This window comes from Streptomyces sp. NPDC091281, assembly GCF_044757425.1.
Lineage (GTDB): Bacteria > Actinomycetota > Actinomycetes > Streptomycetales > Streptomycetaceae > Streptomyces.
On record NZ_JBIVUY010000014.1, the window covers coordinates 116,524 to 136,236 of the forward strand.

Genomic DNA, 19,713 nt, shown 5'->3' on the forward strand with positions numbered 1-19,713 from the left:
TCGGCGGTGGCGGACCGCGGTGCGTTCAGCAGCCGCAGTCCTCCGCCACGGCGGGGGCGGTCAACGGGTCGGCGGGGCGCCGCTCGTCGCCCTCCCAGGTCTCGAACGCGAAGCCCTCGCGCACCCAGTACTCGAACCCGCCGAGCATCTCCTTGACGTGGTAGCCGAGTTCGGCGAGCGCGAGGGCGGCGCGGGCGGCGCCATCGCAGCCGGGACCCCAGCAGTACGTCACCACCGGGACGTCCCGGTCCAGGAGGCGGGCCGCCTCCTCCGGGACGAGCGCGGTGGGCAGGTGGACGGCGCCGGGAACGTGGCCCTGGTCCCAGGCGGCCGTGGAGCGGGAGTCCACCAGCACGAACCCGGCGTCCCCGTCGGCCGCGAGCGCGGCGGCCACGTCGGAGACGTCGGTGTGGAAGCGGAGCGAGGCACGGAAATACGCGGCGGACTCGGCGGGGGGCGCGTAGGCGGTGCGAACGGCACCGACGGCGGAGGGGGCAGGGGAGGTCATGGTCGGGTGGGTCCTCTCGGTCTGGCCGACGGCCGGATTCCGGCCGCCGGTCGGTTCCGGTGGGGCGATGACCGAAATCTACGAGCGTGCGGGCGCCCTATGAAGGTGTGATCCACGGCAGCCGCCTTGCCTCGCCGGGGATTCCCCTGCTACATGTCGGTCATGACCGTGTATTCCCCGGACGCCACCGACTGGCGCATCCTCGATGTCCTCCAGCGCGACGGGCGGGCCAGTTTCGCCGACCTGGCGCGGGCCGTGTCCATGTCCCCGAGCGCGGTGACCGAGCGGGTGCGGCGGCTGGAGGAGGCGGGGGTCATCCAGGGGTACGCGGCGGTCGTGGACCCGGAGCGGCTCGGCCTGTCGATCCTGGCGTTCGTGCGGCTGCGCTACCCCAACGGCCACTACAAGCCGTTCCACGACCTGGTCGCCGTCACGCCGGAGATCCTGGAGGCGCACCACGTGACCGGTGACGACTGCTTCGTCATCAAGGTCGCCGCCCGCTCGATGCGGCACCTGGAGGAGGTGTCGGGGAAGATCGGCGCGCTGGGCTCGGTCACCACCAGCGTCGTGTACTCGTCGCCGCTGCCCCGGCGCCCGCTGGGCCGCTGACCCCCTCCGCCGACCCGCCCCCGTCCCCGTCCGCCCCGTGCCCGTCCGCGCCGTCAGACGCCGCCGCGCCGCCGGACCACCGACCCCGACCGCCCCTTCACGACCTCCAGTTGGGCGTGGATGCGGCGGCGCAGGTCGGCCACGTGGCTGACGATGCCGACGCTGCGGTCGCGTTCGCGCAGCGAGTCGAGGACGTCGAGGACCTCGTCGAGGGTCTGGTCGTCGAGGCTGCCGAACCCCTCGTCGATGAAGAGGGTGTCGAGCCGCACCCCGCCCGTCTCGTCGGTGACGACGTCCGCGAGGCCGAGGGCGAGGGCGAGGGAGGCGAAGAAGGTCTCGCCGCCGGAGAGCGTCGCGGTGTCCCGCTCGCGGCCGGTCCAGGCGTCCACGACGTGCAGCCCGAGTCCGCTGCGGCCGCGCCCGGCACGGTCGTCGGAGTGGACCAGCGTGTACCGGCCGGAGGACATGCGCCGCAGGCGGACGGTCGCGGCGGCGGCCACCTGCTCCAGCCGCGCGGCCAGCACATACGCCTCCAGCCGCATCCTGCGGTCGTTGTCGGCGGCGGTCCCGGCGGTGAGTCCGGCCAGGCGGGCCACCCGGTCGTGCTCCTCGCGCAGCGGCGCGAGCCGGCGGACGGCGTCGGCGGCGCGGGCGGAGAGCCGCTCCAGGTCGGCGCAGCGGCGCTGTGCGGCGTCCCGCGCGGAGGCGGCCCGGCGGAGCCGTTCGGCGGCGGCGGCCGCGGTGTGCTCGGCGGCGGCGAGGTCGGCGGGCGGGCGCGCGGCGGCGGCCGCGGTGTCGGGCTCGGCGAGGACGGCCCGTACGGCGGCCTCCTCGGAGTGCCGTTCGTCCAGGCGCCGTTGGAGCGCGCGGTGGGTGGCGGCGTCGAGGAGGGCCGCGGCGGCCGCGCGCGGGGTGTCGAACCCGGCGCGGAACGCGGCCTCGTCGAGGCGGCCGTCGGCCTCCTTGCGGCGGACGGCGCTCTCCTCGGCGGTACGGGCGGCGTCGGCGGCCTCGGTGAGCAGCGCGGCGCGGCGCTCCAGGCGGTCGGCGCGCGCCGCCACGCTGGGCGCGTCACCGCGGGCCTCGGCCAACTCCCGCTCCAGCGAGGCCCGTTCCTGCTCCAGGCGGTCACGCTGCCCGACCCGGGCCGCGACCCGTACGGCGGCCTCCCGCTGGGCGGCGACGCGCTGTTCGTGCTCCTGCTCGGCGCGGCGGAGTTCCTCGCGGGCGGGGTGCAGGTCGGATGCCTCCTGCCGGGCCAGCGCGCAGGCCGCCTCCACCTCCTGCGCCTCGGCGGCGAGTCGGTCGGTGGGGGCGTCCTCGGCTTCGGCTGCGGCGGCGGCGAGGGCCTCCCGGAGGGTGCCGAGGGCGCGTTCGTCGGCGGTGCGGTGTTCCTCGGCGCGCTGGTGGGCGGCGAGGGCCTGTTCCTCGGCGGCGCGGTCGACGTGGGCGGCGGTGCGGCGGGCGGGGGCGGGGTGGTCGGTGCCGCCGCAGACCGCGCAGGGTTCGCCGTCGCGGAGGGTGGCGGCGAGTTCGGCGGCGATGCCGTCGAGGCGCTGTTCCTTGAGGTCGAGCCAGTGGGCGCGGGCCTCCGCGGCCCGCTCGGCGGAGGCGAGGGCGCGCTGGCGGGCCTCCTCGGCCTCCTGGCCGAGGCGGTCGCGGTCGCGGGCGGCGGCCAGTCGGCGCCGGGCCGGTTCGCGTCGTTCGGCGAGCTGCTCGGCGCGGGTGGCGGCCTCCTGGGCGGACTCGATCCGCTGCCGCAGGGCGGTGCGGGTGGTCTCCCAGGCGGCGAGCCACCCTTCCGTGTCGGTGAGGGCGTCCTCGTCGGCGCGCTCCTGACGGTCCAGGCGGTCCCGTTCGGCCAGCAGGCCGGCGAGGCGCTGTTCGCCGCGGCGGGCGGCGTCGAGACCGCCCAGGTCCTGTGCGGCGCGGCGGGCCGCCGCGGCGAGTCCGGCGGCTCCCGCGTCGGCGTACTCGCGCGGCAGGCGGGCGCGGGCGCGCGCGTCGGCGTCGGTGGCGCGGCGGTGTTCGGCGTCGGCGGCGTCCCGCAGCTCCAGGGCGGGCGCCACGGCCTCCGCCTTGCGGGAGCGCTCCATCCGGGCGCGCGTCTCCTCGTACTCCCCGGCGCGCTCGGCCAACTGCCGGGCCCGCTCCCGCGCGTCGGCGAACCGCCGCTGCGACCGGGCGAGTTCGCGTACGTCCGTCAGGGCGCGGTCGGCGGCGGCACGGGCGGAGTCGGCGGCGAGCACACCGCACTCCGCGATCGTGAGGCGTTCCCGGGCGGTGCTGCGGGCCTGCGCGGCGGCGGCGAGCACGGTGTCGGCCAGTCCCGGCTCGCCCGGCGTGAGTTCGGGGAGGTCCAGGGTGCCGTCGGCGGCCTGCTGCATGCGGTGGGCGTCGGCCAGGAGCGCCGCGTCGCCCTCGCGCACCCGGGCCTCCGCGGTGCGGCGGCGGTCGGCGAGGCGCTTCTCCACCTCGGCGAAGCGGCGGGTGTCGAAGAGGCGGCCGAGCAGGCGGCCCCGGGCCTCGGCGTCGGCGCGCAGGAAGCGGGCGAAGTCTCCCTGGGGCAACAGGACGACCTGGCAGAACTGTTCGCGGCTCATCCCGAGGAGCTGGGTGATCTCCTCGCCGATCTCCTGGTGGGACCGGCTGAGGCTCTTCCAGGCCCCGGCGGCCGGGTCGTACTCGCGGAGGGTGCTCTGCGCCTTCTCGACGGTGGTGCCGGGCCTGCCGCGCTTCTTCGGGCGTTCCCAGGGGGGTTGCCGGGTGATCTCCAACCGGCGTCCGGCGACGGTGAGTTCGAGGGTGACCTCGGTGCGGGTGACGGGGTCGGCGTGGTCGCTGCGCAGGGTGAGGCCCTGGCCGTTCTGCCGGGCGCCGGGGACGGAGCCGTAGAGCGCGTAGCACACGGCGTCCAGGACGGAGGTCTTGCCCGCGCCCGTGGGGCCGTGCAGGAGGAAGATCCCGGCGGCGGAGAGGTCGTCGAAGTCGACGCTCTGCGGGCCGCCGAACGGGCCGAAGGCGGTGAGGTCGAGCCGGTGCAGCCTCATCGGGCGACCTCGCGCAGGGTGTCGTCGGCGCGGACGGCGTCGAAGGCGTCGCGCAGGACGCCGCGTTCGCGGGCGTCGGGGCCCGCGCCGCGCACGTGCGCCACGAAGTCCTCGGCGATCTCCTGGTCGCTGCGGCCCGCGAGGCGGCGCGCGTACGACACGTCCGGGTCGTCGGGGGCGCGGTCGGGGGCGAAGACGAGGCTGAGCGTGTGCGGGAAACGCTCGGTGAGCCGGGCCATGGGGTCGGCGGGGCGGACGGTGTCGGTGAGGGTGGCCTCGACCCAGTCCTCGGTGTGACGGGCGAGCGCGGTGTCGGTGAGCAGGTCGTCGAGGGTGCCGCGCAGCCGGGCCAGGCCGCGCGGGACGGGGCAGTCGACGCGCTCGGCGGCCACCGCCCCGTCCGCGCCGAGGTCGATCAGCCACACGCTCTTGCGGTGCGTGGCCTCGGAGAAGGAGTACGGCAGCGGGGAGCCGGAGTAGCGGACGCGCCCGGTGAGGGTCTGGCAACCGTGGAGGTGGCCGAGGGCGACGTAGTCGACGCCGTCGAAGACCCCGGCGGGCACGGAGTCGACGCCGCCGACGGTGATGTCCCGTTCGCTGTCGCTGGGCTCGCCGCCGGTGACGAAGGCGTGGGCGAGGACGACGGAGCGGGTGCCCGGCGGGCGGGCGGCGAGGTCGGCCCGGACGCGGTCCATGGCGGCGCCGAGCACACTCTCGTGGCCCGCCTTCTCGACGCCGAACTCGTCCTTCACCAGGGCGGGTTCGAGGTAGGGCAGGCCGTAGAACGCGACCTCGCCGAAGGCGTCCCGCAGCAGGACGGGGGTGCCCGCCCCGGCCGGGTCGGTGCGCAGGTGGATGCCCGCGCGGCCGATCAGCCCGGCGCCGACGCCGAGCCGCCGGGCGGAGTCGTGGTTCCCGGAGATCATCACGGTGGGCACACCCAGCCCGGCCAGCCGGTGCAGCGCCCGGTCGAACAGCTCGACGGCGGCGAGCGGCGGGACCGCCCGGTCGTACACGTCGCCCGACACGACGACCGCGTCCACGTCGCGCTCGCGCACGGTGGCGAGCAGGTGGTCGACGAACGCGGACTGGGCACCGAGCATGTTCACCCGGTGGAACGCCCGGCCCAGATGCCAGTCGGACGTGTGCAGGAGCCTCATGACTCCCGAGCGTAACGGGCGGGTCCGACAGGCCGGTCTCCTCCTCCGGCGATCCGGCCGTGCGCACGGGCCGCTTCGGGGCGGTGACGGTCATGGAGGGGACTGCGCTCATCGGGCCCGCCGGGCGCGTGCACGGCGCGCACAGCGGCCGACTGGTCGTCCGCGCCGCGGTACCGGCGCTTCCCGAATCTCCGACGTCAACGGTACTTTACTGTACGTCCACAGACGTTTCCCCCTACGCGAGCCAGGAGCTTCGGTGAGTGATCCGAGCGGCACTCTCCCTGAGACACTCACGCGTCTCCGCGCGCTGATCACGGAGAGAGGCCTCCGTGAGGAGGCGGTCTTCGACATCCCCGGACTGTCCCGTGCCACCCTGCTCGACGAGGCCGAGGTCCGGGCGCTGCTGGCCGGCGGGGAGCCGCACGCCGGGGGCAGCAGCGAGGAAGCGGTCAAGGAGCGTGTCCGCAACCGCCTGGCCCGCGCCTATCAGACCTATCTGGACACGGACCGGATCTCTTTCGCAGCGGGCATCCGCACCGTGGCCGCCGCGCTGGACATCTCGGAGATGTGGGCACGCCAACTGGTCAAGGGCGCCAAAGTGCCGAGCATCGGCCACCTGTCCCAGCTGGCCGAGTTCTTCGACGTCGACCTGCACGTCTTCACCGACACGGATGCCGACAGCCTGAACAGGGCCCTGCAACCGCTCCTGGGTGAACTGCGGTCGGAGGATCCGGTGGCCGAGCTGATGAGTGAGCACGGGCTGGCGGGCATCAGCTTCCGTGGACTGGCCCCCGAACGCCGCGCCATGCTCGCCGGAGTCATCAAAGCCGTTCTGGAGCCGGAGAAGTGACCATGAACCGCCGCGGCGTCTCGTCCCGACCGTACGACGGCGTCCACACCGTCCACGACTCCAGCGCACGGACCATGAGGCGGCTGACCGGCGGCATCGTCGGCCGCATGCGGCCGTTCCGAGACGACGACCTGGCCCCGGCGCTCAGCGACGCGCTCACCCGTGTGCGCGGCCGGCCGGTCCGTCTGCGCCCGGCCGCGTTCCCGCCGGAGACCGCCAGCGGCCTGTGGGTCAACGCACCCGACTTCGACCTGATCGCCTACGAGCAGAACACCGCCCCGGTGCACCAGCGCGTGATCATCGGACACGAGGTGTGGCACATGTTCGCCGGGCACTGCGATGCGCAGATGACGCACGGTGTCGCCGCGGCGCGGACCCAGGGCGGCGACCCGGCCGGCCCGCTGGAGGACCTGGTCCGGCGGATCACCCGGATCGACCACGCCGAGTCGCCGTCCGTGGAACGGATGGACCTGGGCCTGCACGTGGCCGCGCTGAGGGCCGAGAGCGCGGTCGCCGAGGAGACCGAGGCGGAGATGTTCGGTTTCCGGTTCGCCACCGCCCTGGAGGCGCTGCTCGCCGAGTCGCACACGGCATCCGACCCGGAGGGCGTCGCGGGCCGGATCCAGGTGTCGATGGCACACCGGAAGCATCCGTCCTGACGGACTCCCGGCACCCGCCTGCCACCCCGCCCGGACCCAGAAAGCGCACCCCCATGGAACACGGACCGAACAACCTCGCCTTCTACATATGCGGCTGCCTGCTTCTGCTGATCGGGCTGATCAAGCTTCCGGCGGCCGTCCGGCGCCGCCACGACACGGCGTTACGCGCGGCGGTCGCCGTCCTCGTCACCGGGGCCGCGGTCTTCTTCCTCACCGCGCCGGACTCCATCGCGCTGGTCAACCAGGTGACGGGCATCCAGAACTTCGCGGCCCCCCTGGCCTACTCGGCACTGATGGCCAACTCGGGGGCCAGTCTGCTGCTCATCATCAACTGGCGCGCGGCCCGGCCCGAGCAGACGCGTCGTGCCTCCCGGATGTGCGTCGCGGTGTCCTGCGCCGCGATCCTGGCGCTCCACGTGCTGTTCTGGCTGGGTGACGCCCCGGTGGAGCAGCGGACCCTCTTCGACGGCTACTACGCCGAGACGCCGTACATCCGCGAGATGATCCTGCTCTATCTCCTCGTCCAGGGAGGGGCGACCCTGACGGCGAGCGTTCTCTGCTGGCGTTGGTCCCGCGAGGTCACCGGCTCCCTACGGGCCGGACTGCTCATCCTCGTCCCCTCGTTCCTCCTGCACGTGGCGTACGACATCGTGAAGCTCGTCGCGGTGGTGGCGCGCTGGACAGGCCGCCACTGGGACTTCCTCATCGATCAGGTCGCCCCGCTGGCCGCCGCACCGTCCGCGCTGCTCGCCGTCACCGGCTTCGCGCTCCCCCTGGTCGGCCCCCGGCTGGCCTCGGCCCTCCACGCCGTGCGTCGACTGCGGGAGCTGACTCCCCTGTGGAAAGAACTCCAGGCCGTCCCGGCACCGGTATCGGTCCGCATCGCGCTGCCGTGGTTCTCGACACCGGCCGTACGGCTCACGGCTCGCGTGACGGCGATCTTCGACGCCCTCCTCTCCATCGCGCCCTACTACGACGCCGAGGCGCGCGACCGGGCGTTCGAGACGGCGATCCGCGGCGGAGCATCGCGTGCGCAGGCCGCGGTGAGTGCCGACGCGGCCATGATCGTCATCGCGGTGGACCGCCGACGGAGCCAGACCCGCCCGGGTGAAGCCGCGGCCGGCCCGACGTGGAGCACCGACGACGTCGTGCGCCTTTCCAGAGACCTCACGTCACCCCTTGTCCTTCAATTCCGCCGGCTGAACGGCGCTGCTGAAAGTAGATCGATATGAGCGACGCATCGTCGCGGACACCCGGAAGAGCCGTGATCATCGGCGGCAGCATCGCGGGCCTGCTCGCCGCGGCGGCGGTCGGCGGCCACTTCGACGCCGTCGACATCATCGAGGCCCACGAGCTGCCGAGCGGCCCTGAGACCACCAGGGCGGGCGTTCCGCAGGCGGCGCATTTCCACACCCTGCTCTCCGGTGGCGCGCGAGCGATCGACGAAATACTGCCAGGCACCGTCGACGAGATGGTCGCCTCGGGTGCGAATCGGGTTCCCGTCACCACGGACATGGTCATGTACTCCCCGGAAGGCTGGTACCGGCGCTGGCAGAACGCCACCCACCATCAGGTCACCGCTAGCCGCGACCTGACGGACTGGGTCATCAGGCAGCAGCTCCTCAAGAACGTGGACGTGACCATCCATCAGCGCACGAGAGTCACCGGTCTGCTCGGTGACGAGCGCCGTGTCACGGGCGTCCGGCTGCGCTCCTCCACCGGTGAGGAGCGGGAGATGTCCGCCCGGCTGGTCATCGACGCGTCGGGGCGGTCGTCCCGGACGCCCCGGTGGCTGGCGGAACGCGGCATCACCGGCCTGCGGGAGAAGCGCGTCGATTCCGGCCTCAGCTACGCGAGTCGTCTGTATCGGGCTCCTGTGCCGACGCGCGGCTGGCCCATCGTGAACGTGCAGGCGGATTTCCGGAACGGTCAGCCACGGGCGGGCTGCATCGGTCCGGTCGAGTGCGACCGGTGGCGCGTCAGCCTCTTCGGTCCCGCGATATCCGAACTGGGCCGGAACCCGGACGCGTTCGAGCAGTACGCCAGGGAGCTGCGCCACCCCGTCGTGGCCGATCTGATCGCCCGGGCCGAGCCGCTCGGCGAGGTGGTCGTCACCCGCACCACCGCCAACCGCCGCTATTTCTACGAACGTCTCCGCGGCTGGCCCGACGGGCTCGTGGTGACCGGCGACGCCGTCGCCGCCTTCAACCCCGTCTACGGGCAGGGCATGTCGGTGGCCGCGCTCAGTGCTCTCGCGATCCGGAACACCCTGTCCCGCGGCGGCTCGGAGCGCGGGCTCGCCCGTCGGGCCCAGCGTGCCGTGTCCCGTCCCGTCGACGCGGCATGGTCCCTTTCCGTCGGCACGGACATCCACCGCCCGGACATCGCGGGCAGGGGACCCAACCTCGCGGACCGCGTCCTGCAGCGGTACGTGAGCCGTCTGTCCCGCACCGCCACGGGATCCCACCTGGTCGCGACCGCGCTCACGGACGTGCTCATGCTGGAGGCACCGCCTGCCTCGCTGCTCACGCCCAAGGTGCTTCTGGCGGCGTGGCGGGGCCCCCAGCGGCCGCAGCTCGACGGGCCGCCGCTCTCGCCCGCCGAGCGGGGCGTCCTGACCGGCGACACCGTGACCGCCCCCGTGGACGGTGCCTGACCACCGGCCGGGGCCCCATCCCGCGAGCCTTGCGGGCCGCGGGACGCCTCACACGTCCCCGTACGCCTCCCCGCCCACCTCGAAGCCCGCCGTCCCCGCGGTGGCGTCCGCGAGCCAGGCACGGAAGGCGGGGACGTCGGCGTCCGGGAGGGCGATCTCGATGGTGACGTCCTCGGCGTAGCGCACGTCGCGGACGGTGCGGCCGGTGGCCCGCAGGTCGTTCTGGACCTTGCCGGCGCGCTGGTGGTCGACGGTGACCGTGGCGAGGCGGAAGCGGCGCCGGGTGCGGGTGCCGACGGCGTCCAGGGCCTCGCCGACCGCGCCGCCGTACGCGCGGATCAGGCCGCCCGCGCCGAGCTTGACGCCGCCGTAGTAGCGGGTCACGACGGCGACGACGTACCGCATGTCGCGGCGGAGCAGCATCTGGAGCATGGGGACGCCCGCGGTGCCGCCGGGTTCGCCGTCGTCACTGGCCTTCTGGACGGCGGCGTCGGCGCCGATGACGTACGCCCAGCAGTGGTGGGTGGCGGTGGGGTGCTCGCGGCGGACGGCCGCGAGGAAGTCCTGGGCCTCCCGCTCGGTGGCGGCGGGGGCGAGCGCGCACAGGAAGCGCGAGCGGTTGACCTCGGTCTCGTGCACGCCCGGGTGGGCGACGGTGCGGTACTCGTCGGGCATCCGCCCAGCTTATGCGCTGGTCGCGGCGGTGCCCGGGGCCGGGCTCAGGCGTCCTCGCGGCCCCGCGGGACCGCCGTCCAGGTGAGCCGGGCGGTGCCGGGGGTCAGGTCGGGCCAGCCGGGACCGTCCCAGGTCAGCTCGGCGACGGCGGAGGTCGGGAACTTCTCGCGGACGGCCGCCAGGCCACCGCCGGTGGCGTCCCGGTCCGGGTCGGCGAGGGCGAGGACGAGGTCCTGGAGGCCGGGGTTGTGGCCGACGAGCAGCAGGGTGCGTACGGCGGCGGGTGTCTCGTGGACGACGGCGAGGAGATCGGGCACGTCGGCCGCGTACAGGCGGGGGTCGTGGCGGACCGGGGCCGGGGTGCCGATGCGGCGGGCGGCGGCGAGGTCCCAGGTGCGGCGGGCGCGGACGGCGGTGGAGCACAGGGCGAGGTCGGGATGCCGGTCCGGGGCGGCGAGGGCGTCGCCCGCGGCGGGGGCGTCGCGCAGGCCGCGCGGTCCGAGCGGCCGCTCGTGGTCGGGCACGCCCGGCGGCCAGGCCGACTTGGCGTGCCGCAGCACGAGGAGACGGCGCGGGGTCCGGTCGCCCGCGGCGGGGGCGGGGCCGTCGGGGCCGGGGGGCGGGTCGTCCGGGGCGCGGTGCACGGTCCGAGCCTACGGGCGGTCGCGGGCGTACGCCGTGCCGCGCGGCGGAATCCGGCCCGGTCCCGCGGTGTTGTCGTGGGGGACGAGGGACGCCGGGCGGCGTCCACCGGTTGGCGTTGGCACGAGGAGGCACCAGGTGTACGGCGACGAGGCGACCATCCGCAGGATCCTGACCGAGTCCGGGGACACCTGGGCGGTGGTCGGACTGTCCACCAACCCCGAGCGGGCCGCGTACGGCGTCGCGCGGGTGCTCCAGCGGTTCGGGAAGCGGGTCGTGCCCGTGCACCCGAAGGCGGAGACGGTGCACGGGGAGCAGGGCTACGCGTCGCTCGCGGACATCCCGTTCGCGGTGGACGTGGTCGACGTGTTCGTCAACAGCGCGCTCGCCGGGGCCGTCGCGGACGAGGCGGTGGCCAAGGGCGCGAAGGCGGTGTGGTTCCAGCTCGGGGTGGTCGACGAGGCGGCCTGTGAGCGGACCCGGTCGGCGGGCCTGGACATGGTGATGGACCGCTGCCCGGCGATCGAGATCCCCCGCCTCGGCTGAGCCGTACGCGGCGCGGGCGACCGTTCCGGGCGGCGGTCGGCGCGTGCCTTCCCGGCCGCCGCCGGGGGCCTTCGGGGCATACCGGACCGGGCCCGCGACCGCCCGCCGGACCACGCTGACACCCCCGTCGGCGGGACCCATAATGTGCGGGGTGACAACGATCTCCCCCCACCCCGAATCCCGTTCTCTGCCGCATGTCCCGGTCGTCGTGGTGGGGGCGGGGCCGGCCGGCCTCACCGTCGGCACGCTCCTGCGCGACGCCGGAATCGACTGTGTGGTCCTGGAGACCGAGAGCCGCGAGACCGTCGAGACCCGGCCCCGCGCCGGGGTGTTGGAGGAGTGGGCGGTGCGCGCGCTGGAGCGGCGCGGGCTCGCCGGGCGGATCGTGGAGCGGGCCCAGGCGCACACGGCCTGCGAGTTCCGCTTCGGCGGCGAGGCGTACCGCTTCCCCTACGAGGAGTTGACGGGCCGTCACCACTACGTCTACCCGCAGCCGCTGCTGGTGGCGGACCTGGCGCGGGAGTTCGTCGACGTGCGGGGCGGCGACGCCCGTTTCTCGGTGCGCGACGTCGAGCTGCACGACCTGGAGACGGACCGGCCGTCGGTGTCGTACACCTGCTCCCGGACCGGTCAACAGCGGCTGCTGCTCTGTGACTTCGTGGTCGGCGCGGACGGGGCGCAGGGGGTGAGCCGGGCCGCGATACCCGAGGGGGCGGTGCGGATCGCCCGGCACGACTACGGCGTGGGCTGGCTGTCGCTGCTCGTCGAGGCGCCGCCGTCCAGCGACTGCGTGGTGTTCGGCATCCACCCCAACGGGTTCGCCGGGCACATGGCGCGCAGCCCCGAGGTGACCCGCTACTACCTCCAGTGCCCGCCGGGCGACAGCCCGCACCACTGGACCCACACGCGGGTCTGGCACGAGCTGCGGACCCGGCTGGAGGCGGCCGGGAGACCCCCGCTCACCGAGGGGCCGCTGATCGAGAAGCGGGTGCTGGACCTGCACGACTACGTCGTGGAGCCGATGACGTACGGGCGGCTGTTCCTGGCCGGGGACGCGGCCCATCTGGTCGCGCCGATCGCGGCGAAGGGGCTCAACCTGGCGCTGCACGACGCGTTCCTGCTGGGGGACGCGCTGGCCGCCTATCTGACCGGGGGCGACGGGGAGGGCCTGGACCGGTACTCGGAGACGGGTCTGCGGCGGGTCTGGGACTACCAGGAGTTCTCGCAGTGGCTGTCGGACGTGTACCACGGCACGTCGGGCGGCGATCCGTTCCGCGCGGGCACCACGCTGGCCCGGCTGCGGCGGCTGTTCACGTCGCCCGCCGCCGCCGCGGCCTTCGCGGAGCAGTACCTGGGCACCGCCGCGCACTACTGACAGCCGTACATCGCCATGGCGCGGGCACGGTTGACGGCCTGTCAGACCGGCAGGCCGAGGCCCTCCAGCACGACGGCGCCGGGCAGGTCGGTGAACGCCTTGCCGGGCACGAGGAGTTTGCCGCGGCGGCGTCCGCTGCCGACGAGGACGTAGGGCAGGTCGACGACGGCGGGGTCCACCAGCACGGGCCAGTCGGCGGGCAGGCCGAGCGGGGTGATGCCGCCGTACTCCATGCCGGTCTCCCCGACAGCCGTGTCCATCGGGGCGAACGAGGCCTTGCGGGCCCCGAGTTGGCGGCGGACGGCGCCGTTGACGTCGACGCGGGTGGTGGAGAGCACCAGGCAGGCGGCGAGGGTGGTCTCCCCGCCGCGCTTGCCCGCGACGACCACGCAGTTGGCGGATCGCTCCAGCAGGTCGCGCCCGTAGTGCTCGACGAAGACGGCGGTGTCGGCCCACTCCGGGTCGGTGTCGACGTAGACGATCTGCTCCGCGGGGACGGCGCCGCTCCAGTGGCGTACGGCGTCGGCGACCGGGGCGACCAGGTCGTCGAGGCGGTCGGGGGCGGGCCAGGCGTGCGCGAAGGTGCCGATCGGTGCGTCCATGGCGGCACGCTAACAGCCGCCCGGCACCCCCGGCGGACCGTCTCGCCGCGCGGGCGACGGGCCCCGCCGCGCGGGCAGTCAGGCGGGCGGCGGGGGCGGGTCAGTGCGCGGGCGGCGGTACGGAGACGGTGAGAACCAGTTCGGTGGGGACGTCGCCGGTGTTGCCGTAGACATGGGCGGCGGCGGCCTCGAAGGTGACGCTGGCCCCGGCCGGGACCCGGTACTCGGTGCCCTCGACGGTGAGGGTGAGTTCCCCGGCGGTGACGTGGGCGATCTCGACGGTGCCGGGCGGGTGCGGGTCGGAGGCGCTGCTGTCGCCGGGCATCAGCCGCCAGTCCCACATCTCCAGCGGACCGGGCGCCTCGGTGCCCGCGAGGAGGCGGCTGTAGCTGCCCGCGTCGGTGCGCCAGAGGCGGACCACCTGGTCGGCGGGGACGACCCGCACGCGGGGGCCCCGCTCGTAGTCGAGGAGGGTGGTGACGCTGATGCCGAGCGCGTCGCCGATCTTGACGACGGTGCCGATGCTCGGGTTGGTGCGGGCCTGCTCGATCTGGATCAGCATGCCCCGGCTGACCCCGGCGCGGGCGGCGAGCGCGTCGAGGGTGAAGCCCCGCTCGGCGCGCCAGCGCTTCACGTTGCGCGCCAGCGACTGGGTCAGCAGGTCGAGGTCCGCCACGTTCCGTCCGTTCCGCCGTCACGCCGTTCTCCGGGACCGGGTCCACCCCGCCGCCGCACCACCGTGCACTGCACCCGGCGGTACACCGAACTGTACTGCGGACACCGCGCCCCCGACGGCGGCGCCCAGGCGTCCGGGCAGGGTCAGCGCCGGAACCGGGACGGGCCGCGTCCGGGCAGGGTCAGCGCCGGAGCTGCGAGGGGCCGGGTCCGGGCCGGGCTCAGCGCTCCGGTTCCAGCTCCGCCAGCCGGGCCGCCGTCTCCTCGTCCAGCCCGGACAGCGCGACGAGCTGGTCCGGGGTGACCCCGTCGGGGATCGGCACCGGGGCCGGGGTGCGCAGCGGCGGCTGCCAGCCCTCGCCGGGTGTCCAGCGCCGGACGACGCGGGCGGGCGCGCCCGCCACCACGGCGTGGTCGGGGACCGTGCCGCGCACCACCGCGCCCGCGGCGACGACCACGTTCCGGCCGACGCGCGCGCCGGGCAGGACGACCGCGCCGGTGCCGATCCAGCAGCCGGGCCCGATCTCCACCGGCTCCATGCGCGGCCACTGCTTGCCGATGGGCTGGTGGGGGTCGTCGTAGGAGTGGTTCGTGGAGGTGACGTAGACGTACGGGCCGAAGTAGCAGTCGCTGCCGATGGTGACGGTGGTGTCCGCGATGACGTGGCTGCCGCGGCCCAGGACGACGCCGTCGCCGATGCGCAGGATGGGGTCCGGGCCGAGGTCGAGGTCGGGCATCAGCCCGGCCGTGAGGGTGACCTGCTCGCCGACGATGCAGTGGGAGCCGAGCCTGATCCACGGTTCGCCGAAGACGGTGCCGAGCGGGAACGCCAGCCGGGTGCCCGCGCCGATCGAGCCGAAGCGCAGCCGGCCGGGGCGCTCCGCGGTGACGGAGCCGGTGCGCTGCACCCAGGCCCAGCCCGCGTGGACGGCGCGCTGCGCGAGGCGGCTCCGCCAGGACGAGAACGTGTTCTTGCGCTTCGGCACCCGCTCACCGTACTCAGCGCGCGGCGGCCCCAGGACGCCGTCACCCTGTGATCTTCACCCCAACGGGTGCGGGTAGCGTGCGGGGGGGCGGCGGACCGGACGGCGGCCGACGACGGTGAGGAGACGGTGATGACGCACAGCGCGCTGGTCAAGGGCATCGGCGGCCGGGAACCGGACATCGACGCGGAGGCGTTCGTGGCGCCGAACGCGACGGTGATCGGGGGCGTGACGCTGGAGGCGGGCGCGAGCGTCTGGTACGGGGCCGTGGTGCGCGGCGACGTCGAGCGGATCTCCGTCGGCGCGCGCAGCAACGTCCAGGACAACGCCACGCTGCACGCCGACCCGGGGTTCCCGGTGACGATCGGCGAGCGGGTCTCCGTCGGGCACAACGCGGTGGTGCACGGGGCGACCGTCGAGGACGACTGCCTGGTCGGGATGGGCGCGACCGTGCTCAACGGCGCGGTGATCGGGGCGGGTTCACTGGTCGCCGCGCAGGCGCTGGTGCCGCAGGGGATGCGGGTGCCGCCGGGGTCGCTGGTGGCGGGCGTCCCCGCGAAGGTGCGCCGCGCACTGACGGCGGAGGAACGGGAGGGCATCACCCTCAACGGCACGCTCTACGCCGACCTGGCGAAGGCACACCGGGAGATCCACGGCTGAGGGACGCAGGGCTGAAGAACGCACAGCTGACGGACGCAGGGCTGAGGGACGCACGGCTGAGGGCCGGGTGCGGGCGGGGCGCCGGGCACGGTCGCCCTCGGCGGTCCCGCGTCAGCGGGTCGGTTCCCCGAGGGGTTCGGCGGTCCCGGCCGCGTCGGTCGTCCCGGCCGTGTCGGTCGTCGTGGCCTCTTCGGTCTTCCCGGTCGCCTCGGCGGTCTCGGCGTCCCGCACGGTCTTCGCCGCCTTGCGCTTGAGGACCAGCATCGAGGTGAGGCCGATGAGGACGGCCAGGACCAGGCCGAGCCACGAGAAGCGCTTCAGCCAGGACTCGGCGACGACGCCGACGTAGTAGATGACGGCGGTCGTGCCGCCCGCCCAGACGATGCCGCCGAGGACGTTGGCGATGAAGAACTTCCAGTACGGCATGCGCAGGACGCCCGCGAGCGGTCCGGCGAAGATCCGCAGCAGGGCGATGAACCGGCCGAAGAACACGGCCCACATGCCCCACTTCTCGAAGGACCGCTCCGCCGTGGCGATGTGCGCCTCGCCGAAGTGCCGGGGGAACTTCCCGCCGAGCCACGCGAGGAGGGGCCGGCCGCCCTTGCGGCCGATGGCGTAGCCGATGGAGTCGCCGATCACCGCGCCCGCGGTGGCGCAGGCGCCGAGGATCACCGGGTCGATCTCGCCGTGCTGGGAGGCGAGCAGCGCCGAGGAGACGAGGATGATCTCGCCCGGCAGCGGGATGCCCAGGCTCTCCAGTCCGATGACGAGGCCCACCAACGCGTAGATGGCGAGCGGTGGTACGGCCTCCAGCCACTCCTGGACGTGCACCGCAGGTTCCTCCCGTTCGCGTCCCCGCCCGACCGGCGGACCGGTGCCGCCCGGCCCCCGGCGTTCCCCGCCGCAGGGGCGCGGGGAACGCCGGGAAGCCTACCGGGTCGGCATCGCACGCCGGTCCGCCGCCCGGGGGCCCGGCGCCGACGGACGGCGCGGGGGGACGCTGGCGGCCGGGCGGCCCCTCTCGGCCCCATCCGCCTTGTCTTCCTTGCCTGCCTTACCTACCTTGCCCGCCTTCTCCGACTTCTTTGCTTTGACCGCCTTGTCTGTCTTGTCTGTGGGCGGCTTCGTCGTGGTGGGGGTGGCGGACTCCGTGGGGGCAGCGGACTCCGGGAGCTGCCGTACGGCGACGGGTACGTCGAACACCCAGCGCCGTCCGCCGGTGCCGTCCCGGTCGACGACCGCGACGGCGGTACGGGCACGGTCCGCGCCGGGGGCGAGCTGGAAGCCTCCGCCGCCCCGGCGCAGCACGAGTTCCCCGCGCACGGTCAGGTCGAACAGGACCTCGCCGGAGTGCACCAGGCACCCGGCCAGCGCGACCGTGCCGCGCACCGGGTCCGCGGCGAGGCAGAGCGCGGGCGCGCCGACGCTGCGGAGCAGCCCGTCGCCCTCGTACGACCACTGCTGCGAGGTCGCCGAGGAGCAGGCCGCGAGGACGGCGGGCGTCCCGCGCTCGGTCCGCCCGCCCGCGAGGTCCAGACACAGTTCGACGGAGGTGGCCCGCAGCCTGCCGTGGGCGACCTGGGCGGGCCGCACACCCGTGCCCGGGGAGGCGGTGGTGCCGGGCGCGGCGGAGGTCGGGCCGCCGCTCGGCGCGGTCGGTACGCCGCCCGGCATGCCCCAGGTGGGGCCGCCGCCGGGGACGCCGTGGTCGTCGGAGCCGTCACGTGTCACCAGAACCGCGGCGAGCACCACCAGGGAGGTCACACCGACCCCCACCAGCACGACCCGGGTCCGCCGGAACGGCGGGGCGGTGCGGTGCCGGCCACGGCTCCCGGACCGCCGGGACCCCCCGCGCCGGACCTGCCGTACGGGAGCGGGCCGCACCGGTGTCGGGCGCCCCGCGGCGGGCTGCGGAGAGGGGGACATGGCCGGAGCCGGAGTCCGGGGCGGAGTCGGGGCGGCGTACGGCGGGGGCGACGCGGCGGGGGCGGCGTACGGCGGCGGGGTGGGCACGGGTGCCGGGGCCGCCGCAGGGACGGCCGGTGAGGTGAAGGGCGACGCGGCCCGTCGTGGCCGGGTGTCGAACGCCCGCCGGGAACGGGCGTCGGAGGCGCGGCGCGAACGGACCTCGCCCGTACGCCGGTTGCCCCGGCCGAGGACGCCGCCGGAGAGGGCGAGCAGGGCGAGCCGCCGGTCCCGCAGCCCCGCCGAGGCCCGCCGGACGGACGCCACGCGGCCCGAACCGGCGCGCCCGGGGCGGGAGTCGAGGTAGCGGCGGGCGCCCCAGCCGAGCACGGTCTCGGCGAGCAGCACGCCCGGCGCGTCGTCGGCGAGGCTGAGTTGTTCGACGGCGTAGCGGCAGTAACGGCACCGCGAGAGATGCCGTCGCACCTCGGGCAACAGTATTTGTTTACGGCGCAGCGGAATGTCGAGGAGCCGGTTCTGAAAGCGGCATTCACCGGTCGGCGCGAGTTCCCCGTGCGCCCGTACGCACCCCGACCGGAATTCTTCGCGGGCCAGTTCGAGTCCGGCCGCCGCGGTGGCGTCGTCCATGCCGAGCAGTCCGGCGGGGACGGAGATCGGCTCGGCCTCGACCTGCGTATGCCACAGAAGGCATTGGGCGGGGGCGGACAGGAACTGGAAAGCGCGTTCGGCGAGAATCCGCCTTTCGGACGTGACCAGTCCGTCCGCGCGGGGGCCCCGGCCGCCGAAGGAGGTGCGCAGTTCGGGCAGGACGGCCGTCACGCCGTCGACCTCGGCCCAGGAGCGGACCGTCTCGCGCGCGGCGACGAGGAACTGGGGGCGCAGGGCGCCGCCGGGGCGGCCGTTCGCGAGGCGGGCGAGCACGTCGTGGAAGGCCGCGGCGGCGGCCAGCCGTGCCGTGTCACCGGGGCCGGACAGGCAGAGGGCGGCGTACTCGTGCGTCGCCCTCCAGTGCCGGGAGAAGAGCAGGGCGACGGCGCGGGGGTGACCGACGGCCCTTCCGACCCGGGCGGCGAGGTCCTGGTCGGCGTCGCCCGCGGTCCAGCCGGGCAGGGACACCCGGGGCGGGCGTGGGGGGTTGGGGGATTGCACTGAAGCATTTCCTTCCAAGCCGACGAACGGCACACGGAATGCGTTCGCCGGAAAGCAGGTGCCTGATTGGTGCGTACTTTTGGTCCGACCTGGCGTGTTGCCCATGATCCGACCGGCCCCGGGGTGGCTCACCTTTGCACAAGGGCGTGACAGGAAACAAGAAGTTCGTGAGTCCGAATGAGGAAGTCTGGTGGATTCGCGGTGAGTTGCTCGCGCGGTGAGCGCCAATGTGCCACATATGCCGGGGCGGGCCGCGTCAACTCATCTGCCCGAAAAGGCAGAAGGAACGGCACGGGCGGATTCCCGGAGGGCATGCGTACCGCAGGCGTCACGTACCGCGGGTGTCGTGTGCTGCGGGCGTCACGTACGGGAGGTGCCACGTACCGCGGGTGCCACGCACCGCGGGTCTCACGCGAAGGGCCACGACGGCAAGGGCCCCGGTCGCGGCCGGAGCCGTGACCGGGGCCCTGGTGACCCTGGCGCCCGCCGCGCGGGCGGGTGTGCTCAGCCGTTGGGGCGCAGCGTCCAGACGACCGTCATCTCGCCGGTGACGGCTCCGTCGCCCCGGCGGATCTCGATCCGCACCGGGAACTCGGGCCGCTCCCCCGCGTCGAGCTGGGCGACGACCTCGGCGGCCGGGCGCCCCAGCGTCGCCGTCGCGGTCACGGGGCCCATCGCGAGCTTGCGGTAGGCGATCTCGGCGCTGACGGCGAGCGGCACGGCCCGGGTGAGCTGGTCGCCGAACGCGGCGAGGACGATCGCGCCGCTGGCCGACTCCCCGAGCGTGAACATCGCCCCGGCGTGCGGGCCGCCCACGTGGTTGTGGAACTCGGCCTGGTCCGGCAGCGCCACCACGGCCTTCTCCGGTCCGGTCTCCACGAACTCCAGGTTGAGGGTCCGGGCCATGGGCACCGTGGCGGCGAGCATCTCGCCGATGGACATCTGGTCTGCGCTCATGACCGTGATGTTACCCACGGGTAGCGGAGAC

The 19,713-nt window shown here is 74.7% G+C and carries 19 protein-coding genes; 8 read left to right on the plus strand and 11 right to left on the minus strand.

Features of this window, described 5'->3' with window-relative positions; genetic code table 11:
• Window positions 1–25: 25 nt before the first annotated feature.
• Complete coding sequence (locus ACIQPQ_RS30830; protein ID WP_401310255.1) at window positions 26–508, minus strand: rhodanese-like domain-containing protein; 483 nt, start codon at window positions 506–508, stop codon at window positions 26–28.
• A 162-nt stretch (window positions 509–670) separates the two neighbouring features.
• On the opposite strand from ACIQPQ_RS30830, the gene ACIQPQ_RS30835 reads away from it, so the two are divergent.
• Complete coding sequence (locus tag ACIQPQ_RS30835) at window positions 671–1,117, plus strand: Lrp/AsnC family transcriptional regulator (RefSeq protein ID WP_383771023.1); 447 nt, start codon at window positions 671–673, stop codon at window positions 1,115–1,117.
• 53 nt (window positions 1,118–1,170) lie between these two features.
• Here the strand turns inward: ACIQPQ_RS30835 and ACIQPQ_RS30840 are convergent, their stop codons facing one another.
• The gene (locus ACIQPQ_RS30840) at window positions 1,171–4,167 is read right to left on the minus strand and encodes an AAA family ATPase (RefSeq protein ID WP_401310258.1); all 2,997 of its coding nucleotides are present in this window, start codon (window positions 4,165–4,167) and stop codon (window positions 1,171–1,173) included.
• Window positions 4,164–5,327 (minus strand): exonuclease SbcCD subunit D, encoded by a 1,164-nt coding sequence (locus ACIQPQ_RS30845; RefSeq protein WP_401310261.1) that lies wholly within the window; start codon window positions 5,325–5,327, stop codon window positions 4,164–4,166. Before ACIQPQ_RS30845 ends, ACIQPQ_RS30840 begins: the two co-directional genes overlap by 4 nt.
• Window positions 5,328–5,583: 256 nt before the next feature.
• On the opposite strand from ACIQPQ_RS30845, the gene ACIQPQ_RS30850 reads away from it, so the two are divergent.
• From ACIQPQ_RS30850 to ACIQPQ_RS30865, 4 genes are read left to right on the plus strand one after another with little or no spacing between them, the layout of a single operon-like run.
• The gene (locus tag ACIQPQ_RS30850) at window positions 5,584–6,177 is read left to right on the plus strand and encodes a hypothetical protein (protein ID WP_401310264.1); all 594 of its coding nucleotides are present in this window, start codon (window positions 5,584–5,586) and stop codon (window positions 6,175–6,177) included.
• 2 nt (window positions 6,178–6,179) lie between these two features.
• A complete protein-coding gene (locus tag ACIQPQ_RS30855) occupies window positions 6,180–6,836 on the plus strand; it encodes a toxin-antitoxin system, toxin component (RefSeq protein WP_401310267.1) in 657 nt (218 codons plus the stop codon).
• A gap of 53 nt (window positions 6,837–6,889) precedes the next feature.
• On the plus strand, window positions 6,890–8,068 hold the full coding sequence (locus tag ACIQPQ_RS30860; protein WP_401310270.1) for an MAB_1171c family putative transporter: 1,179 nt from the start codon (window positions 6,890–6,892) through the stop codon (window positions 8,066–8,068).
• A complete protein-coding gene (locus tag ACIQPQ_RS30865) occupies window positions 8,065–9,492 on the plus strand; it encodes an NAD(P)/FAD-dependent oxidoreductase (protein WP_401310273.1) in 1,428 nt (475 codons plus the stop codon). Before ACIQPQ_RS30860 ends, ACIQPQ_RS30865 begins: the two co-directional genes overlap by 4 nt.
• A gap of 48 nt (window positions 9,493–9,540) precedes the next feature.
• On the opposite strand, the gene ACIQPQ_RS30870 is transcribed toward ACIQPQ_RS30865, so the two are convergent.
• Window positions 9,541–10,167 carry a YigZ family protein gene (locus ACIQPQ_RS30870; RefSeq protein WP_401310276.1) on the minus strand — a complete coding sequence of 209 codons (627 nt, stop codon included), beginning with the start codon at window positions 10,165–10,167 and terminating at the stop codon, window positions 9,541–9,543.
• Between the two features lie 44 nt (window positions 10,168–10,211).
• Window positions 10,212–10,811: a SixA phosphatase family protein gene (locus ACIQPQ_RS30875; RefSeq protein WP_401310279.1), complete on the minus strand. Its 600-nt coding sequence runs from the start codon at window positions 10,809–10,811 to the stop codon at window positions 10,212–10,214.
• 136 nt (window positions 10,812–10,947) lie between these two features.
• On the opposite strand from ACIQPQ_RS30875, the gene ACIQPQ_RS30880 reads away from it, so the two are divergent.
• A complete protein-coding gene (locus ACIQPQ_RS30880) occupies window positions 10,948–11,355 on the plus strand; it encodes a CoA-binding protein (protein WP_401310282.1) in 408 nt (135 codons plus the stop codon).
• Between the two features lie 151 nt (window positions 11,356–11,506).
• The gene (locus ACIQPQ_RS30885; protein WP_401310285.1) at window positions 11,507–12,730 is read left to right on the plus strand and encodes a 4-hydroxybenzoate 3-monooxygenase; all 1,224 of its coding nucleotides are present in this window, start codon (window positions 11,507–11,509) and stop codon (window positions 12,728–12,730) included.
• 41 nt (window positions 12,731–12,771) lie between these two features.
• On the opposite strand, the gene ACIQPQ_RS30890 is transcribed toward ACIQPQ_RS30885, so the two are convergent.
• The 3 genes from ACIQPQ_RS30890 to ACIQPQ_RS30900 all read right to left on the minus strand — a co-directional run bounded on the left by ACIQPQ_RS30890 (window position 12,772) and on the right by ACIQPQ_RS30900 (window position 14,993).
• Window positions 12,772–13,332: a YbaK/EbsC family protein gene (locus ACIQPQ_RS30890; RefSeq protein WP_401310288.1), complete on the minus strand. Its 561-nt coding sequence runs from the start codon at window positions 13,330–13,332 to the stop codon at window positions 12,772–12,774.
• A 100-nt stretch (window positions 13,333–13,432) separates the two neighbouring features.
• Window positions 13,433–14,008, minus strand: a complete 576-nt coding sequence (locus tag ACIQPQ_RS30895; protein ID WP_401310291.1) for a helix-turn-helix domain-containing protein — start codon at window positions 14,006–14,008, stop codon at window positions 13,433–13,435.
• A 220-nt stretch (window positions 14,009–14,228) separates the two neighbouring features.
• Complete coding sequence (locus ACIQPQ_RS30900; protein ID WP_401310294.1) at window positions 14,229–14,993, minus strand: acyltransferase; 765 nt, start codon at window positions 14,991–14,993, stop codon at window positions 14,229–14,231.
• 129 nt (window positions 14,994–15,122) lie between these two features.
• Between ACIQPQ_RS30900 and ACIQPQ_RS30905 the strand changes: the two genes are divergently transcribed.
• Window positions 15,123–15,650 (plus strand): gamma carbonic anhydrase family protein, encoded by a 528-nt coding sequence (locus ACIQPQ_RS30905; RefSeq protein WP_401310297.1) that lies wholly within the window; start codon window positions 15,123–15,125, stop codon window positions 15,648–15,650.
• Between the two features lie 111 nt (window positions 15,651–15,761).
• On the opposite strand, the gene ACIQPQ_RS30910 is transcribed toward ACIQPQ_RS30905, so the two are convergent.
• The 3 genes from ACIQPQ_RS30910 to ACIQPQ_RS30920 all read right to left on the minus strand — a co-directional run bounded on the left by ACIQPQ_RS30910 (window position 15,762) and on the right by ACIQPQ_RS30920 (window position 19,667).
• Window positions 15,762–16,481, minus strand: a complete 720-nt coding sequence (locus tag ACIQPQ_RS30910; protein WP_401310300.1) for a DedA family protein — start codon at window positions 16,479–16,481, stop codon at window positions 15,762–15,764.
• A 99-nt stretch (window positions 16,482–16,580) separates the two neighbouring features.
• Entirely contained in the window at window positions 16,581–18,725 is a 2,145-nt protein-coding gene (locus ACIQPQ_RS30915; RefSeq protein ID WP_401310302.1) for an RICIN domain-containing protein, read from the minus strand.
• A 504-nt stretch (window positions 18,726–19,229) separates the two neighbouring features.
• Entirely contained in the window at window positions 19,230–19,667 is a 438-nt protein-coding gene (locus ACIQPQ_RS30920; RefSeq protein ID WP_383771271.1) for a DUF4442 domain-containing protein, read from the minus strand.
• Window positions 19,668–19,713: the final 46 nt, after the last annotated feature.

What these genes read in the sequence shown, in the direction of transcription:
- ACIQPQ_RS30830 (WP_401310255.1), bottom strand. Translation starts at nt 508, where the DNA reads ATGACCTCCCCTGCCCCCTCCGCCGTCGGTGCCGTTCGCACCGCCTAC.
- ACIQPQ_RS30835 (WP_383771023.1), top strand. Translation starts at nt 671, where the DNA reads ATGACCGTGTATTCCCCGGACGCCACCGACTGGCGCATCCTCGATGTC.
- ACIQPQ_RS30840 (WP_401310258.1), bottom strand. Translation starts at nt 4,167, where the DNA reads ATGAGGCTGCACCGGCTCGACCTCACCGCCTTCGGCCCGTTCGGCGGC.
- ACIQPQ_RS30845 (WP_401310261.1), bottom strand. Translation starts at nt 5,327, where the DNA reads ATGAGGCTCCTGCACACGTCCGACTGGCATCTGGGCCGGGCGTTCCAC.
- ACIQPQ_RS30855 (WP_401310267.1), top strand. Translation starts at nt 6,180, where the DNA reads ATGAACCGCCGCGGCGTCTCGTCCCGACCGTACGACGGCGTCCACACC.
- ACIQPQ_RS30860 (WP_401310270.1), top strand. Translation starts at nt 6,890, where the DNA reads ATGGAACACGGACCGAACAACCTCGCCTTCTACATATGCGGCTGCCTG.
- ACIQPQ_RS30865 (WP_401310273.1), top strand. Translation starts at nt 8,065, where the DNA reads ATGAGCGACGCATCGTCGCGGACACCCGGAAGAGCCGTGATCATCGGC.
- ACIQPQ_RS30870 (WP_401310276.1), bottom strand. Translation starts at nt 10,167, where the DNA reads ATGCCCGACGAGTACCGCACCGTCGCCCACCCGGGCGTGCACGAGACC.
- ACIQPQ_RS30890 (WP_401310288.1), bottom strand. Translation starts at nt 13,332, where the DNA reads ATGGACGCACCGATCGGCACCTTCGCGCACGCCTGGCCCGCCCCCGAC.
- ACIQPQ_RS30905 (WP_401310297.1), top strand. Translation starts at nt 15,123, where the DNA reads ATGACGCACAGCGCGCTGGTCAAGGGCATCGGCGGCCGGGAACCGGAC.
- ACIQPQ_RS30920 (WP_383771271.1), bottom strand. Translation starts at nt 19,667, where the DNA reads ATGTCCATCGGCGAGATGCTCGCCGCCACGGTGCCCATGGCCCGGACC.